The organism is Nocardioides sp. Z50_6, assembly GCF_058215755.1.
Genome location: NZ_JBZAJB010000002.1, coordinates 431,239 through 445,535, shown reverse-complemented (window position 1 = coordinate 445,535; position 14,297 = coordinate 431,239). Strand labels below are relative to the sequence as shown.

Genomic DNA, 14,297 nt, shown 5'->3' with positions numbered 1-14,297 from the left:
GCGCGCCCACCTGCCGGGGCGGGAGTCAGCTGGAGTGGCGCATCGACCGCACGCCCACCAGGAGACCCACCGCGGCGACCACCGCGGCGCCGGCGAAGCCGGCGGCGATGGTGTCGACCGGCCACTGACCGGCGAAGAGGACGCGCACCGCCTCCACGACGTAGGTCATCGGGTTGAGGTCCGAGGCGACCTGGAGCCAGCGGGGAGCGCCGTCGATCGGCAGCAGCACCCCGGCCAGCAGCAGCACCGGGAAGAGGATCGTCTGCTGCACGGTCCAGAACATCCAGTCCTGGCCCTTGGAGGCCAGCGCCAGCGCGAAGGAGAGGGCGCCGACCCCGACGCTGAACAGGGCGAGGACGACCACGCCCACGACCACCCCGGCCGGGTGCAGCTCGAAGCTGAACGGCGTCACCACCAGCAGGATGATGGCGGTCTGCATCAGCATCGGCACCACCTCCTTGAGCGCCCGGCCGACCAACAGCGCCGGCCGCCCGAGCGGGGAGACGAGCTGCCGCTCGTGGGAGCCGGTCTGCATCTCCTCCATCAGGTTGGCGCCGGTGAAGGAGCCGCCCATCAGGCAGGTCATGGTGATGATGCCCGGCACGAACCACTGCAGCGCCGACCCGCCGCCGGCCAGCTCGGGCAGCAGCGGGGCGAAGAGGCCGAGGAAGACCAGGGGCTGGATCATCGCGAAGACGACCGCCATCGGCTCGCGCCACACCGGCTTGAGCTCGCGGTTCATCACGTTGAGGGCGTCGGCCCAGAAGCCGGTGCTCCGGGTCATGCCGGTGCTCTGGAGGGTGCTCATGCTGCGACCTCGCTGTCCTGGCTGTCCTGGGCTGCGTCCGGTCCGGCGGAGTGGTGCGGCTCGCGCAGGCTGCGCCCGGTGAGGTCGAGGAAGACGTCGTCCAGCGTCGGACGCCGCACCTCGATGCGGACGGCGGGCGCCCCGGCGGCGGCCAGGTCGCCGATCAGCCCGGGCGCCAGGTCGGCGCCCGAGGCGACCCGCACGCTGACCTCGGCGCCGGCGTGCTCGACCCGTGCGCCCGCGATCCGGTCGGCCCGGGCGGCGGCCACCGCGGACTCCTCGGGGCCGGCGAAGCCGAGCCGGATCAGGTCGCCGAGGCCGGCCTTGAGCCGGCTGGCGGTGTCGTCGGCGATCAGCCGGCCGTGGTCGACCACCAGCACCCGCTCGGCGATGGCGTCGGCCTCCTCGAGGTAGTGGGTGGTCAGCACCAGGGTGCTGCCCGTCTCGGCGTGCAGGCGCTGCACCAGCCGTTGCAGGTTGGCCCGGTTCTGCGGGTCCAGGCCGGTGGACGGCTCGTCGAGGAAGAGCACCCGGGGCAGGTGCACCAGCCCCATCGCGATGTCGAGGCGGCGCCGCTGGCCGCCCGACAGGGTGGAGACCTTGCGGTCGGCCACCGCCTCGAGGTCGAGGTCAGCCACCAGCTCGTCGGCGCGGGCGCGGGCCTCGGAGCGGGTGAGCCCGTAGGCGCGTCCCTGGCTGACCAGCTCGTCGCGGCCGCGCTGCTGGTGGCCGGCGCCGTTGCCCTGGCCGACGAACCCGATGACCCGGCGTACCTCCCGCTGGCCGGTCACCACGTCGTGGCCGGCGACGCTGGCGGTGCCCGAGGTGGGCGGGACCAGGGTGGTGAGCATCCTCAGGGTGGTCGACTTCCCGGCGCCGTTGGGGCCCAGGAAGGCGACCAGCTCGCCCTGTCCGATCTCGAGGTCGAGGCCGCGGACCGCCTCGACCGTGTGCTTCTTGCGGGCGCCGGTCGTGAAGTGCCGGGTGAGCCCCCGGGTCACGATGACCGGTCCGGTCTGGGTGTGCCGCGCCGTGGGGTGCGGCGTCGTCGTCGTCTGGGGTGAGGTGGTCTGTGGAGTCATGCCTGCCACGCTAGGAACGATTGCGGCCAGTTAATGACCGGAAAGATGTCTAATCTGGAAGGCATGAGCACGAGCGAGCGGATGCTGAGGCTGCTGTCGCTGCTGCAGACCCACCGCTACTGGCCCGGCCGCGACCTGGCGACGCGCCTGGAGGTCAGCGAACGGACGCTGCGGCGCGACGTCGAGCGGCTGCGGGAGCTCGGCTACCAGGTCGACGCCGTCCGCGGCGTCTCCGGCGGCTACCAGCTCCGCGCCGGGGGCTCGCTGCCGCCGCTGCTGCTGGAGGACGAGGAGGCGGTCGCGATCGCCGTCGGCCTGCAGACCGCCGCCGCCGGCGCGGTGGGCGGCATGCAGGAGTGGTCGGTGCAGGCGCTGAGCAAGGTGATCGCGCTGATGCCGTCGCGGCTGCGCCGCCAGATCGACGCGGTCGCCTCGCAGACCGAGACGCCGAGCCCGTGGTCGGGCGGCCCGGTGGTCGACGCCGGGGTGCTCACCACCCTGGCCCAGGCCTGCCGGGACGGCGAGCCGCTGCGCTTCGACTACACGGCGAAGGAGGCCGAGACCACGCACCGCCTCGTGGAGCCGCACCGGCTGGTCACCCTGGGACGCCGCTGGTACCTCGTGGCCTACGACCGGGACCGGGCCGACTGGCGCAGCTTCCGGCTGGACCGGATCACCGCGCCGGTGCCCACCGGCCAGCGGTTCCGCGCCCGGGAGCTGCCCGCCGCCGACGCGCTCACCTTCGTCCGGGAGGGGATCACCCGGATGCCCCAGCGGTACGCCGTCCGGGTGCGGATCTGCGCGCCGGCCGGGACCGTCGCCAGGGCGGTCGGCCACTGGGGCGCGGTGGCCGCGGACGGGGCGGACGGGGAGGGGTGCGTCCTCACCATGAACGTCGACAGCCTGGGCTGGCCGGTGATGGTGCTGGCCGAGGTCGGTGCGGACTTCGTCGTCGAGTCGCCGCCGGAGCTGACGGCGCTGGTGGCCGCCACCGGCGCGCGGTTCACCGCCGCGGCGGCGCGCTCCTCGGACGGGTGACCCGCTGGGCTACCAGGGCGTGGTGCGGGCCATCGCCAGGGCCCGGTCAAGGACGAACGGGTCGTTCTGCATGTGCAGCCACGGGCGACCGAACCACAGGTAGGCGTCCACGTGCTCGGCGGCCGCGGCGCTCAGCTCGGGGCCCAGCCCCCAGCGCGGGTTCGCCACGTCGACCGTCGGCGGGATGCCGAGGGTCACGCAGACCCGCTCCTGCGGCGTCCGGCACACGTTGGCGTTGTCGGGGTGCGAGCCCCGCCCGAGGTTGAACTCGAAGCCGCGGCCGTTGGAGGAGGTGTTGACGACGAAGTGCCTGCCGGGAATGCCGCGCCGGGCGAGCTCGGCGACCACCCGGGTGCCGAAGGCGATGTCGTCGGGCAGGGCGACGTAGTGGGTGGAGTTGAGCGCGAACCCGCGGACCCGGTCGACCCCCGCGCGGACCAGGATCTCGGCGGCCTCCGCCGGGTCGTCCTTCGGCCAGTCGGCGGCGCCGGCGTCGATGTAGACGCTGGTGTTCGGCAGCGCGGCGAACCTGGTCGCGGCGTACTTGATCAGCTCCGAGGGCAGCCGGGAGCCGCCCGGGGCGCAGAGCGCGAACGGCCCGTCGGGCTGCAGCACGATCGCCGCGTGGGCCGACCCCACGCCCGCGGCGAACTCGTCGATCCAGAACTTGTAGCTGGCCTGCTCGGCCGGGGTGGGCAGCCGCCCGCACGCCGCGTGCTCCCAGGGGACCATCCGGAAGACGGCCATCTGCACCAGCACGTCCGGGTCGCCGCCGGTGCTGTTGGCGATGTAGGCCGCCACGTTGCCGCGGATCTCCCGGTCCGGGATCCAGGCGCCGAACCACTTGGCCTTGGGGCGCAGCGCGATCTTGGCGAGCAGCTCGCGGGTGACCCCGGTGGAGCGCTCGTACGGCGCCCACGCCTGGTCGCCCGGGCCCTGGTAGACACCCATCCGGTGACCGGCCAGCGGGTTGTCGGCCGCGGCCTTCGCCTGCTTCTCGGCCCGGCGCTCGGCCTGCTTGCGCGCCTTCTTCGCCGCCTGTCGCTCGGCCTTCCTCGCCGCGACCCGCTGGGCCTGCCGCGCGGCCTGCTTCTCGGCCCGGCGCTCCTGCCCCTCCGCCCGGCGTTCGGCCTTGCGCTGGGCCTCGTCGGTGGCGGCGCCGGCTCGATCCGGGTCGGTCGCGGCGGTCTCGGAGGTCGGGAGCCAGCCCGCCGGGAGGTTGGTCAGCGCGGCGACCAGGACGATCCCCACCAGCAGCGTCGCGACCAGGACGACGGCGCGACGGATCAGCGTCTCGCGGCGGTCGGTGGTGTGCGGCACGGGACTCCCAGCGGTGGTGGCGGGCGCTCAAGGGTGCGTGCCGGGCTGCTCCCGGCCCGGCGGCGCCCGCCTAGGTTCGCACGCCCCGGTGCTCCGCGCACCCCGTCGTCGGTCCGCACCCGGACTCGCACGCCGGCGGGTGCGTCCCGGCGCCTCGGGGGACGTGCGAGATCCGCGCGGGCGTGGTGACGCAGGCCCGGGGGCCCCTACTGTCGGAAGAACCGGGTCTTCACCGATCCCGCAGTCGGCGGAGGCGGTCCCGGTGAACGACGCAACCGCGGAGCGAGCCCGACTCGCCCCGAGACCTGGTGCCCGCATCCTGACAGCTTCTCCGTCGCCCTGCTCCTCGAGCCGGCGACCGTGTCCGACCCCGGCGTGCCGCCGAACGCCCCGCGGGCGGCCTAGCGCGACCGACGCCGGGCGCTGACCAGCACGCCGGCCACGAGCCCGTCGCCGATCAGCCCGGAGATCGTCTCCTGCTGCGCCTGGGCGCGCTGCCAGCGCTCGTCGTCGCGGTGGTCGCGGGCGACGACCTCCTCGACCCGGTCGGCCGCGGCCTCCCAGTCGTCGGGGGAGCCGGGCAGGTCGGCGAGCGGCGTCTCGTCGACCACCTCCAGCCCGGTGGCGTGCAGGTCGGCCAGCAGCTCCTCGCGGCTCGGGAAGGAGTTGCCCTCCGGCTGGTCGGGCAGCTCCTCGACGGTCCGGGTGTAGACCAGCAGTCCGACGGGCCCGCCGGGAGCCACCATCCGGTGCAGCTGCGCCAGGTAGCCGCGCTTGTCCTCGATCGTGCACAGCACGCCCAGCGACCAGACCGCGTCGAAGGCCTCGTCGGGGAAGGGCAGCGCCAGGCCGTCGCAGACCACGACCGGGCGCCCGAAGAGGCGGCGGGCCGCCCGGCAGGCCCCCTCCATCGGCTCCGCCAGGGTCGGGCGGACGCCGTGGGCGCGGGCGGCGTGCTCCGCCGGACCGCCGACCCCGGCGCCGGAGTCGAGCAGCCTGGTGCCCTCGGTCAGTCCCATCGAGGCGGCCAACCGGTCGAGCGCCGCCGGGCTGCCGCTGCCCCGGCACGCGGCCGGCAGCGCGTGGTCGTCGCCGAGCTCGGCCACCGCGGCCGCCGTCCACCAGGCGACGGTGTCGAACTCGTCGGCCATCGACTCCGGCGTCTCCTCGCTCATCGGCCCTCCCGGATCCGTCTGCCCACCTCGGCCTTGACCTGTGCGCCGGCGATCGCCCCCTCGCCGGAGCCGAGCCCGGAGAGGTTCACCCCCGCCACGCCCTCGACGGCCAGCATCGCCCGCGCTTCGCGGACGGCCTGCTCGATGCCTGCCGAGCGTACGTCGCCCGCCCCCAGCACCCCCGCCACCTCGTCGTCGTCCAGGTGGAGCCCGGGGAAGCGCTGGAGCACCCGGGCGGAGCGCTCGTCGGAGTAGACCGCGACCCCGGCGATCACCGGGATGCTCAGGCCGAGGGAGCGGGCCTGAGTCACGAACGCCGCCACCTCGGCCGCGCTGCCGACATGGTTGAGCACGGCCAGGTGCGCCCCGGCCCGCTCCTTCTCCAGCAGCCGAGCGGGCCGCAGGTGGCGTGGTGCCGCCGCCGGCGCCTCCGGCACCGCCACCGCGTGCCCGGTCGCGGAGGCCATCGCCGCCAGCCGGGTGCCGTCGAGGTCGAAGGCCTGGGTGACCCCGGGCCGCACCCCCTGGGCGCGGATGTCGCCGGTCACGCACAGCACCCCGTCGACGGGCGCGACGGCGAGCCCGGCCAGCTCCTGCTCGAGCACCACGCGGTTGCGGTCGCGGCAGGCCAGCGTGACCCAGGCGACGCCGCCGGCCTCGGTGACCAGCGCGGCCATCAGCGTGGGCGGGAAGTCGGGCCGGTTCTGGTGCTCCCCGACGAGCACGGCGTCACAGGAGCCGGCCAGCGTCCGGACGACCGAGGCCAGGCCGTCGGAGTCGTAGGCCGGGATGGTCAGGTCGGTGAGCACCACCGGGCCGCGCTCCGCCGCCGCCAGGAGGCGGCTGTCCGGGCTCGTCGCCGGCGCCCGCTCCGGCCACCGGACGACGGCGGCGTCCGGGCCGGCGAACGGGCAGGGACGGCCGTCCAGCTCGCAGCCCGCGTCGTCGCGCACCCCGCCGCACGGGCCGTAGGTCATCAGCTTGGGGCAGGGGGGCCCGCCGGGCGCCTGCGGCGGCGCGGTCATGCCGACTCTCCAGGACGGGCGGCGGTGCTCGGCATGTCAGGGGGTCCCGGTCGTGCTCAGCCGTCCAGCAGGGCGAAGGTCGCCAGGGCGTGCACCAGCGTCCTGCCGTCCTGCTCGATCTCCGCGTCGCAGACGGTCAGGTTCTCGCCGCGCTTGCCGACCTCGGCCGAGACCACGAGCCGGCCGGGCTTGGCCGGGCGCAGGTAGGTGACGGTGAGCTGGCTGGTCGCCGTCGACCCCTCGTCCAGGGTGCTCATGATCGCCGCGCCCATCGTGGTGTCGACGAGGGTGGCGAGCATCCCGCCGTGGACGGCCCCGGCGTGGTTGAGGTGCTCGTCGCCCACGTCGACCACGAGGGTCGCCCGCCCGTCGGCGGCGTCGGGCGCGTGGGCGCCGATGAGCGAGAGGAAGCCCTGGGAGATGTCCGTCATGGCAGTCAGGTACCCGAGGTGGGGCAGGCGAATCCTCAGCCGCAGCGCGTGGTGATCTCCGCGTCGCAGTGGTCCGGGGCGCGCGTGACCTCGTTGGCGCGGCCGTCCGCCCGGTCGCGGCCGGGTCCGCCGACGAGCCGGTCGCCCCGGCGGGACAGGGTGGTGCCGCGCAGGTCGTCGTCCCCCGGACCGCCCAGCGCGACGGGCCGGGACGCCGGGGTTCTCGGCTTGCTCCACGGCCACCGTCCCGAGGGTGCGTGGAGGCTGGCGACGTCGTCGCCCGCCCCGAGACGCACCAGCAGGTGGATCCCGTAGACGCGGACCCCGTCGTCCCCGCTGCCGCCGTCGACGCGCACCGTGCGGCCCGAGCCCATGATCGAGTCGTCCCCCGGACCGCCGCTGACCCGGACCTGGGCGCCCCACGCCCCCTCCACGAGGTCGTCACCACCGCGCGCGTGGAGCACCACCCGGTCGGCGCTGACCGAGAACCGCTCGTCGGCCTCGGTGCCGACGACCCGCACGCGGCCGCCCTTCGCGCGGCTCGCGACCTCGACCCGCTCGATCCCCAGGAGGGGGGAGCGGGCACCGTCGCAGCTCATCACCCCACCGAGGCGGACGGTCATGGCCCCACACCGGGTGACGGACTCGTGGCGGTCGACGCCCGGTCCGCCGTCCACCGAGCGGAACGGCAGACCTTCGCCGGGCCCGGGGCGGCCCGAGCCGCTGATGGTGTCGTCGCCCGCCCCGGACCGGACGTCGCCGTAGCGCCCGCCGTGGAACGTGAGCGTCTCGCCGGCGTCGGACCCCTCGAAGGAGACCCGGTGCGGCGCCTTGCGGCCCTCGGTGCCGAGCACGAAGCGCGCCACCCGCCCCTGCCAGGCGAGCACCTGCGTGCCGCGCACGGTGCCGCGCCGCGCCACGTTGTCGAGCAGGAGCTCCCCACCGGCCAGCGGCTCGGCGGCGCCGGGACGCGGCAGGTGGAGCGACGCCGCGGTCGCCGCCCCGAAGTCGATGCCGCCGTCGGGCGCCATCGCCCCGTCGTAGTGCAGCTGCGGCGTGCCGGACGCGAAGGTGATCAGGTCGGGGTTGGCCGCGCCGGCCGGAGCGGCCGACCACAGCTTCTCCCCGCCCTCGTTGCCGTACTGGTCGGTGCCGCGCCCGGCGCCCATGTCGACCACGTCCCGGTGGCCCTCGGCCGGGTCGACCGCCGGCGGCTCGTCCTCCTCCGGGACGTCGGTGTCGGCGTACACCGTCTCGTTCATCTCCGTGATGCTGCTGCCGGTGAAGACGTCGTCGCCGCTGCCCAGACCGACGACCATGAAGCCCGACGAGCCCGCCTGGTTGATCACCACGTCGTCGCCGGGCCCGGCGTCGACGACACCCGAGGAGGGGATGATGTCGCGGCCGGCCTCCACCCACCCCTGGTCGAGACAGATGGTGTCGTCGCCCCCCAGGGCGTCGAAGGTGTCCCAGTCGTACGGCTTCATCGCCACCACGTCGTCACCCTCGGTGCCCCGCCGGACCCGCTTGGTCGCCACGACGGTCACCGGCTTGCCGGCGCAGATGGTCGCGGCGGGGCCGGGCGCGGAGGCCGAGGCCGGCGCCAGGGCGATGCCCGGGACCGCCGGCCCCGCCAGGCAGGCGAGCGCGGCCAGGGAGGCCAGGGCGGACCGTGGCGCGCGGACAGGACGGACTCGGTTCACGAAAGACCCCCGTGGTCGTGCGAGTGCCCGAGCGGTGACGCGGACGACCCATCGCAGCACGCCGGGGGCCTGCGGCCAAGGGCCTGCCCGCGCCATGGACCTCGCGGCGCCGTCCGGACGAGCCGGTGGAGCAGGAGTCAGTGCACGACCTTGAGTCCCACGATGCAGCCGACCAGCCCGAGCAGCAGCAGCAGCTTGACGGCGCTCACCTGCTCGGCACCGGTCGCCATCGAGTGGGCGAAGGTCAACGCCGCACCGACGCCGACCCAGACGGCGTACGCCGTGCCGACGGGCAGGGTGCGCAGCGCATAGGCCAGGCCCGCCATGCTCAGCGTCATCGCGGCCGCGAAGACCACAGTCGGTCCCAGCCTGGTGAACCCCTCGGCCCTGCTGAGGGCCACCGCCCACACCGCCTCGAGCGCACCGGAGAGGACGAGCACCAACCAGGCCATGACGACTCCACCCGGCCGTCTTGTCGCGTTCCGGGTACGGCTCCCTCGTCCGGTGGAGCGGGGTGGCTCCGGGGTCGAGTCTAGACGGGCCGGGTAGGAAGCGCGGTCAGCCCTTGACCTGGGCGAGCTGGAGCAGGTTGCCGCAGGTGTCGTCGAGGACGGCGACCAGCACCGGCCCGACGTCGGTCGGCGGCTGGGTGAAGGTGACACCGAGACCGGTCAGCCGCTCGTGCTCGCCCTCGAGGTCGTCGACGGCGAGCGTGCACCACGGGATGCCGTCGGCGAGCAGCGCCTCGGTGAAGGGCGGCGTGGCCGGGTGGGCCTTCGGCTCCAGGGAGACCTCGGTCGCGGCGTCGCCGCCGAGCCGGACGGTGAGCCAGCGGTGCTCGCCGAGCGGCACGTCGGCGGTCACCTCGAAGCCCAGCGTGCCGGTGTAGAAGTCGAGGGCCCGCTGCTGGTCGTCGACGAAGATGCTGACGGTCTGGAGCTTCATGGTGTTCCCTTCCGTGGCGGCCACCGCGTCGAGATCTGCTCGAGCGGCGCGGTGTCGATCGTGTGGAGCTTGTAGCGCCCCCGGCGCTCGGTGCGCACCAGCGCGGCCTTCTCCAGCACCTCGAGGTGCTGGGAGACCGCCTGTCGGGTCGGGGTCAGGTCGTGCTTCATCGCCAACCGGGAGCAGAGCTCGAAGAGCGTCTGCTCGTCCCGGTCCATGAGCTCGTCCAGCAGGGCGCGGCGGGTGGGATCCGCGAGCGCCTTGTAGATGTCCCCCACCCGGAGGACGTTAGGCAAGCGTTCACTTGCCTGTCAAGGGATTCCCGGGGTTCGCGTCGGTGCGGGCGGCATGACAGCGTCCTCCCCGTCTTCCGCCCGACCCCAGGAGCCCGTGACATGCCGACCCCCCGCCACCAGCGGCGACTCCGCCTGCCCTCCTGCGCCGCGACGGCGGCGCTCGTCGTCGGGCTGGGCGGGTGCGGGTCCGGGGCGTCCCCGGCCGGGGAGGTGGCCCCGCCGCCCGCCGCGCCCTCGGCCACGACACCCGCCCCGGCGACGGCCGCCCCGGCCGACGTCGACCTCGCCGCCCTGGAGGAGCGCTTCGACGCCCGGCTCGGCGTCTTCGCGGTCGACACCGGGAGCGGTGCCACGCTCGCGCACCGGGCCGACGAGCGGTTCGCCTACGCGTCGACGTTCAAGGCGCTGGCAGCCGCCGCCCTGCTCGAGCGGCTGGAGCCGGCCCAGTGGGACGAGGTGGTGCGCTACGACGCGGGCGACCTGGTCACCCACTCGCCGGTGACCGAGCGGCACGTCGAGACCGGGCTGCCGTGGCGGCGGGTGGCGGAGGCGGCGGTGCGGGAGAGCGACAACACCGCCGCCAACCTGATGCTCGCCGAGCTGGGCGGTCCCGCGGGCCTCCAGCGGGCGCTGGCAGCGCTGGGCGACGCCGTCACCGTCGCGGCGCGCACCGAGCCGGCCCTCAACGAGGCCGCGCCGGGCGACGACCGGGACACCACGACACCGCGGGCGTTCGCCGAGGTGCTGCGGGCCTACGCCGTCGGCGACGCACTGGAGCCGGCGGCCCGCCGGACCCTGCTGGAGTGGATGAGCGGCAACGCCACCGGCGACAGCCTGGTCAGGGCCGGGGCCCCGGCCGGCTGGGAGGTGGCGGACAAGTCCGGCGCCGGCGGCTTCGGGACCCGCAACGACCTCGCGGTCGTGATGCCGCCGGGGCGGGAGCCGGTCGTGCTCGCCGTCTTCTCCGACCGGGGCGAGCGGGGCGCGGCGTACGACGACGCGCTGGTCGCCGAGGCTGCCCGGCTGGTGCTCGAGAGCCTCCGCTGAGCGGCCCGGGCTACCCGGCGACCGGGTGAATCCGGGGCCGGTGACCGGTGAGCGGAGTGCCGGGCACGCATGCCGGACCCCCCGGCCGGGCACGGCACTGGGATGAAGGTCCCCAGGAACGCGGCGGTCGCCGCGACCGGCTCGTGGGTCGACCCGGACGGCTACCGGACGCCCGCCGGAGAGGTGCACGCCTGGACTCCTGGCACCAACCAGACGCTCTGCGGCCTCTCCATCCACCGCTCGGGGCTGCGCCGGTTCTCCCACGTGGAGTGGGCTGACGTGCAGCCCGCCACCGGCGGCGAGGCCGACCGGGTCGACGATGTCTGCCGTCGCTGCGCCGCGGGCATGGGCCAGCGGCGCGACGAGCGCCCCTGGCAGCGGATCGACCCGCGCCCCTGAGTCGGAGCATCACTGAGTCCGAGCATCACTGAGTCCGAGCATCACTGAGTCGGAGCATCACTGAGTCCGAGCATCACTGAGGCGGAGCATCCCCGATGCGTCGTCGGCCCCGCGTGATCTCGCAGACCCCGCATGACCTCCCAGGTGGCGGGTACCGAACTCCGCATGAAGTCGACCCAGAACCCTGAGCGCGGAACCGGCCGCCTGGTGCGCGGCCTCGGTGTCGCCAGCCTCGGCCTCGGCGTCCCCATGGTGTGGCGCCCCGACGGAGTCGCCCGGCTGACGGGGGTCGACGACTCCGCCACCGCGCCCGCCGTGATCCGTGCGGTCGGCGTCCGCGAGCTCGGCCACGCCGCCCTGCTCCTCCTCGGCCCCCGTCGCTCGGTGTGGACCCGCGTCGCCGGGGACGCCCTGGACCTCGCCGTCCTCGGTCGCGCGATGGCGTCGCGCAAGGGTGAGCGGCTGACCCGCGTCAACCTCGCCACCGCCGGGGTCGCCGGGATCGCCGCGCTCGACCTCTACGCCGCGGTCCGGACCGCCCGCTCCCAGCACGGCAAGGGCCGGCCCGGCCCCCTCCAGCTGGAGGCCTCCACGACCGTCAACCGCCCGCCCGACGAGGTCTACGCGTTCTGGCGCGACCTGGGCAACCTGCCCTCCTTCATGCGCCACCTGGAGTCGGTGACCGTCCAGGCCGACGGCACCAGCCACTGGGTGGCCAAGGGGCCGGTCGGCAAGAAGGTCTCCTGGGACGCCGAGATCACCAGCGAGGAGACCGGCCGCCGGCTCGCCTGGCGCTCGCGCAAGGGCGCGACGGTCTCCAACTCCGGCACCGTGCACTTCACGCCCGCGCCCGGCGACCGCGGCACCGAGGTGCGGGTGGTGCTGCACTACGACGTGCCCGGGGGGCGGGTCGGCCGCGCGGTCGCCCGGCTCTTCGGCGAGGAGCCCGAGCAGCAGGTCCGCGACGACCTGCGCCGGTTCAAGCAGGTGATGGAGACCGGGTCGGTGGTGCGCACCGAGATCCTGCCGCACGGCACGGAGGCGAAGCGTCAGTTCCTCCAGGGATCGGCCCAGCCCGACGAGAAGCAGCCCAGTGGGAGCACCGGCACCGAGGGGAGCATCCGATGAAGGCGGTCGTCTGGCAGGGGCCCAGCAAGGTGAAGGTGAAGGAGGTCCCGGACCCGCAGCTGCTCAACCCCCGGGACGCGATCATCAAGGTCTCCTCGACCGCGATCTGCGGCTCCGACCTGCACCTGTACGACGGCTACATCCCGACGTTCATGCCCGGCGACATCTTCGGCCACGAGTTCATGGGCGAGGTCGTCGAGCTGGGCCCCGAGGCGCGTGAGCGCCGGCCCGACCTGAAGGTGGGGGACCGGGTCGTCGTCCCGTTCCCGATCGCCTGCGGCGCCTGCACGCCGTGCCAGCGCGGCCTGACCTCGCTGTGCGAGAACTCCAACCCCAACGCCGGCGAGGCGGAGAAGGTGATGGGCCACTCGCCGTCCGGCATCTTCGGCTACTCCCACATGCTCGGCGGCTACCCCGGCGGGCAGGCGGAGTACGCCCGGGTCCCCTTCGCCGACGTCGGCCCGTTCAAGGTCGACGACGACCTCACCGACGACCAGGTGCTCTTCCTCACCGACGTGCTGCCGACCGGGTGGATGGCCGCCGACATGTGCGACATCCAGCCCGGCGACGTGGTCGCCGTCTGGGGTGCCGGCCCGGTGGGCCAGTTCGCCTGCCTGGCCGCCGAGATCATGGGTGCGGCCAAGGTGATCGTGATCGACCGGGTGCCGGAGCGGCTCGCGATGGCCGCCGAGCACACCGGCGCGCACCCGCTCAACTACGAGGAGACCTCCGTCCTGAAGGAGCTGCGCGAGCTCACCGCCGGCCGCGGCCCCGACCGGGTGATCGACGCCGTCGGCATGGAGGCGCACACCGACGTCACCGCGATCCACGCCTACGACAAGGCCAAGCAGGTCGCCAAGCTCTCCACCGAGCGGCCGCACGCGCTGCGCGAGGCGATCCTCTCGGTCGCCAACGGCGGCACGGTCTCGATCGTCGGCGTCTACGGCGGGCTGGTCGACAAGTTCCCGCTCGGCTCGCTCATGAACCGGTCGGTGACGGTGCGGACCGGCCAGGCGCACGTGCACCGCTACCTGCCCGACCTCTACCGGCGGATCCGCGCCGAGGAGTTCGACCCGCGGTTCATCATCAGCCACCACCTGCCGCTCGAGGACGCCGCGCACGGCTTCGACATCTTCAAGCACAAGGAGCAGGAGTGCACCAAGGTGGTGCTCAAGCCCTGACCGGGGCCATGCTGACCCGGTGACTGAGGGTGTGACTGAGGGTGTGACTGAGGGTGTGACTGAGGGTGTGACGGGCGGCGGGGCGGGTGCGAAGGTCGACCTGAAGAAGACCCTGGACTCCTACCGCGCCCGGCGCGGGGAGTTCCGGCAGCTCGAGGTTCCGCCGCTGCGCTACCTGGCCGTCGACGGCCACGGCGACCCCAACACCTCGGCGGAGTACGCCGCCGCGCTGGCGGCGCTCTACCCGGTCGCCTACGCGGTGAAGTTCGCCAGCCGGCGCGAGCTCGGCCGCGACTACGTCGTCCCCCCGCTGGAGGGGCTCTGGTGGGCCGACGACATGACCGTCTTCACCGCCGCCCGGGACAAGGCGGAGTGGGACTGGACGATGCTGATGCTGGTCCCCGACTGGGTGCCGGACGACGTCGTCGGCGAGTGCGTCGAGCGGGTCCGGGCCAAGAGTGCGCCCGCCCGGCTCGACGACGTCCGGATCGAGAGGCTGACGGAGGGGCGCTGCGTGCAGACCCTCCACGTGGGCTCCTACGACGACGAGGCCGGCGTGCTCGCGGAGCTGCACGACCGGGTGATCCCCGAGGCGGGCCTGAGGATGACCGGCCGGCACCACGAGATCTACCTCAGCGACCCCCGGCGCACCGACCCCGCGCGGCTGCGGACGATCCTCCGGCAGCCCGTCGAGCCGGTCGCGGAGTGAGCGGCGCGGT

The 14,297-nt window shown here is 74.5% G+C and carries 16 protein-coding genes and 1 riboswitch; of the genes, 6 read left to right on the top strand and 10 right to left on the bottom strand.

The genetic code is table 11. The features are described from left to right. Positions 1-25: 25 nt before the first annotated feature. Positions 26-808 carry an ABC transporter permease gene (locus AC4BGE_RS06820; protein WP_490574771.1) on the bottom strand — a complete coding sequence of 261 codons (783 nt, stop codon included), beginning with the start codon at positions 806-808 and terminating at the stop codon, positions 26-28. After that, positions 805-1,890 (bottom strand): ATP-binding cassette domain-containing protein, encoded by a 1,086-nt coding sequence (locus tag AC4BGE_RS06815; RefSeq protein ID WP_490574770.1) that lies wholly within the window; start codon positions 1,888-1,890, stop codon positions 805-807. The genes AC4BGE_RS06820 and AC4BGE_RS06815 overlap by 4 nt, the downstream gene beginning before the upstream one ends. 63 nt (positions 1,891-1,953) lie before the next feature. Here AC4BGE_RS06815 and AC4BGE_RS06810 point away from each other — a divergent pair, with 63 nt between their 5' ends. Beyond that, positions 1,954-2,928 carry a helix-turn-helix transcriptional regulator gene (locus AC4BGE_RS06810; protein ID WP_490574769.1) on the top strand — a complete coding sequence of 325 codons (975 nt, stop codon included), beginning with the start codon at positions 1,954-1,956 and terminating at the stop codon, positions 2,926-2,928. 9 nt (positions 2,929-2,937) lie between these two features. On the opposite strand, the gene AC4BGE_RS06805 is transcribed toward AC4BGE_RS06810, so the two are convergent. The 8 genes from AC4BGE_RS06805 to AC4BGE_RS06770 form a co-directional block, all read right to left on the bottom strand. Beyond that, positions 2,938-4,248, bottom strand: coding sequence for a glycoside hydrolase family 6 protein (locus tag AC4BGE_RS06805; protein ID WP_490574768.1), 1,311 nt, complete (start codon positions 4,246-4,248; stop codon positions 2,938-2,940). Between the two features lie 401 nt (positions 4,249-4,649). Next, on the bottom strand, positions 4,650-5,423 hold the full coding sequence (locus AC4BGE_RS06800) for a class I SAM-dependent methyltransferase (protein ID WP_490572625.1): 774 nt from the start codon (positions 5,421-5,423) through the stop codon (positions 4,650-4,652). Beyond that, a complete protein-coding gene (locus AC4BGE_RS06795) occupies positions 5,420-6,448 on the bottom strand; it encodes a methylenetetrahydrofolate reductase (protein ID WP_490574767.1) in 1,029 nt (342 codons plus the stop codon). The genes AC4BGE_RS06800 and AC4BGE_RS06795 overlap by 4 nt, the downstream gene beginning before the upstream one ends. Positions 6,449-6,504: 56 nt before the next feature. Further along, positions 6,505-6,879, bottom strand: coding sequence for a PaaI family thioesterase (locus tag AC4BGE_RS06790; RefSeq protein ID WP_490572623.1), 375 nt, complete (start codon positions 6,877-6,879; stop codon positions 6,505-6,507). A gap of 35 nt (positions 6,880-6,914) precedes the next feature. After that, positions 6,915-8,582 carry a hypothetical protein gene (locus AC4BGE_RS06785; protein ID WP_490574766.1) on the bottom strand — a complete coding sequence of 556 codons (1,668 nt, stop codon included), beginning with the start codon at positions 8,580-8,582 and terminating at the stop codon, positions 6,915-6,917. Between the two features lie 137 nt (positions 8,583-8,719). Further along, a complete protein-coding gene (locus AC4BGE_RS06780; RefSeq protein ID WP_490574765.1) occupies positions 8,720-9,034 on the bottom strand; it encodes a DMT family transporter in 315 nt (104 codons plus the stop codon). A gap of 9 nt (positions 9,035-9,043) precedes the next feature. Next, positions 9,044-9,109: riboswitch (guanidine-III (ykkC-III) riboswitch) on the bottom strand. A gap of 31 nt (positions 9,110-9,140) precedes the next feature. Next, on the bottom strand, positions 9,141-9,527 hold the full coding sequence (locus AC4BGE_RS06775) for a VOC family protein (protein ID WP_490574764.1): 387 nt from the start codon (positions 9,525-9,527) through the stop codon (positions 9,141-9,143). Then, on the bottom strand, positions 9,524-9,805 hold the full coding sequence (locus AC4BGE_RS06770) for an ArsR/SmtB family transcription factor (RefSeq protein ID WP_490574763.1): 282 nt from the start codon (positions 9,803-9,805) through the stop codon (positions 9,524-9,526). The genes AC4BGE_RS06775 and AC4BGE_RS06770 overlap by 4 nt, the downstream gene beginning before the upstream one ends. A gap of 117 nt (positions 9,806-9,922) precedes the next feature. Between AC4BGE_RS06770 and bla the strand changes: the two genes are divergently transcribed. The 5 genes from bla to AC4BGE_RS06745 all read left to right on the top strand — a co-directional run bounded on the left by bla (position 9,923) and on the right by AC4BGE_RS06745 (position 14,287). Next, a complete protein-coding gene (gene bla, locus AC4BGE_RS06765; protein ID WP_490574762.1) occupies positions 9,923-10,870 on the top strand; it encodes a class A beta-lactamase in 948 nt (315 codons plus the stop codon). Between the two features lie 102 nt (positions 10,871-10,972). After that, a complete protein-coding gene (locus AC4BGE_RS06760; RefSeq protein ID WP_490574761.1) occupies positions 10,973-11,269 on the top strand; it encodes a hypothetical protein in 297 nt (98 codons plus the stop codon). A gap of 165 nt (positions 11,270-11,434) precedes the next feature. After that, positions 11,435-12,397, top strand: coding sequence for an SRPBCC family protein (locus AC4BGE_RS06755; protein ID WP_490574760.1), 963 nt, complete (start codon positions 11,435-11,437; stop codon positions 12,395-12,397). Next, on the top strand, positions 12,394-13,578 hold the full coding sequence (locus AC4BGE_RS06750; protein ID WP_490574759.1) for a zinc-dependent alcohol dehydrogenase: 1,185 nt from the start codon (positions 12,394-12,396) through the stop codon (positions 13,576-13,578). The genes AC4BGE_RS06755 and AC4BGE_RS06750 overlap by 4 nt, the downstream gene beginning before the upstream one ends. Positions 13,579-13,633: 55 nt before the next feature. Next, entirely contained in the window at positions 13,634-14,287 is a 654-nt protein-coding gene (locus AC4BGE_RS06745) for a GyrI-like domain-containing protein (protein WP_490574758.1), read from the top strand. The last annotated feature ends 10 nt before the right edge of the window (positions 14,288-14,297 follow it).

Bases quoted from the DNA above. Each gene is read 5' to 3' on its own strand.
- AC4BGE_RS06820 (WP_490574771.1), bottom strand. From the start codon at position 808: ATGAGCACCCTCCAGAGCACCGGCATGACCCGGAGCACCGGCTTCTGG.
- AC4BGE_RS06815 (WP_490574770.1), bottom strand. From the start codon at position 1,890: ATGACTCCACAGACCACCTCACCCCAGACGACGACGACGCCGCACCCC.
- AC4BGE_RS06810 (WP_490574769.1), top strand. From the start codon at position 1,954: ATGAGCACGAGCGAGCGGATGCTGAGGCTGCTGTCGCTGCTGCAGACC.
- AC4BGE_RS06800 (WP_490572625.1), bottom strand. From the start codon at position 5,423: ATGAGCGAGGAGACGCCGGAGTCGATGGCCGACGAGTTCGACACCGTC.
- AC4BGE_RS06795 (WP_490574767.1), bottom strand. From the start codon at position 6,448: ATGACCGCGCCGCCGCAGGCGCCCGGCGGGCCCCCCTGCCCCAAGCTG.
- AC4BGE_RS06790 (WP_490572623.1), bottom strand. From the start codon at position 6,879: ATGACGGACATCTCCCAGGGCTTCCTCTCGCTCATCGGCGCCCACGCG.
- AC4BGE_RS06780 (WP_490574765.1), bottom strand. From the start codon at position 9,034: ATGGCCTGGTTGGTGCTCGTCCTCTCCGGTGCGCTCGAGGCGGTGTGG.
- AC4BGE_RS06775 (WP_490574764.1), bottom strand. From the start codon at position 9,527: ATGAAGCTCCAGACCGTCAGCATCTTCGTCGACGACCAGCAGCGGGCC.
- bla (WP_490574762.1), top strand. From the start codon at position 9,923: ATGCCGACCCCCCGCCACCAGCGGCGACTCCGCCTGCCCTCCTGCGCC.
- AC4BGE_RS06760 (WP_490574761.1), top strand. From the start codon at position 10,973: ATGAAGGTCCCCAGGAACGCGGCGGTCGCCGCGACCGGCTCGTGGGTC.
- AC4BGE_RS06755 (WP_490574760.1), top strand. From the start codon at position 11,435: ATGAAGTCGACCCAGAACCCTGAGCGCGGAACCGGCCGCCTGGTGCGC.
- AC4BGE_RS06750 (WP_490574759.1), top strand. From the start codon at position 12,394: ATGAAGGCGGTCGTCTGGCAGGGGCCCAGCAAGGTGAAGGTGAAGGAG.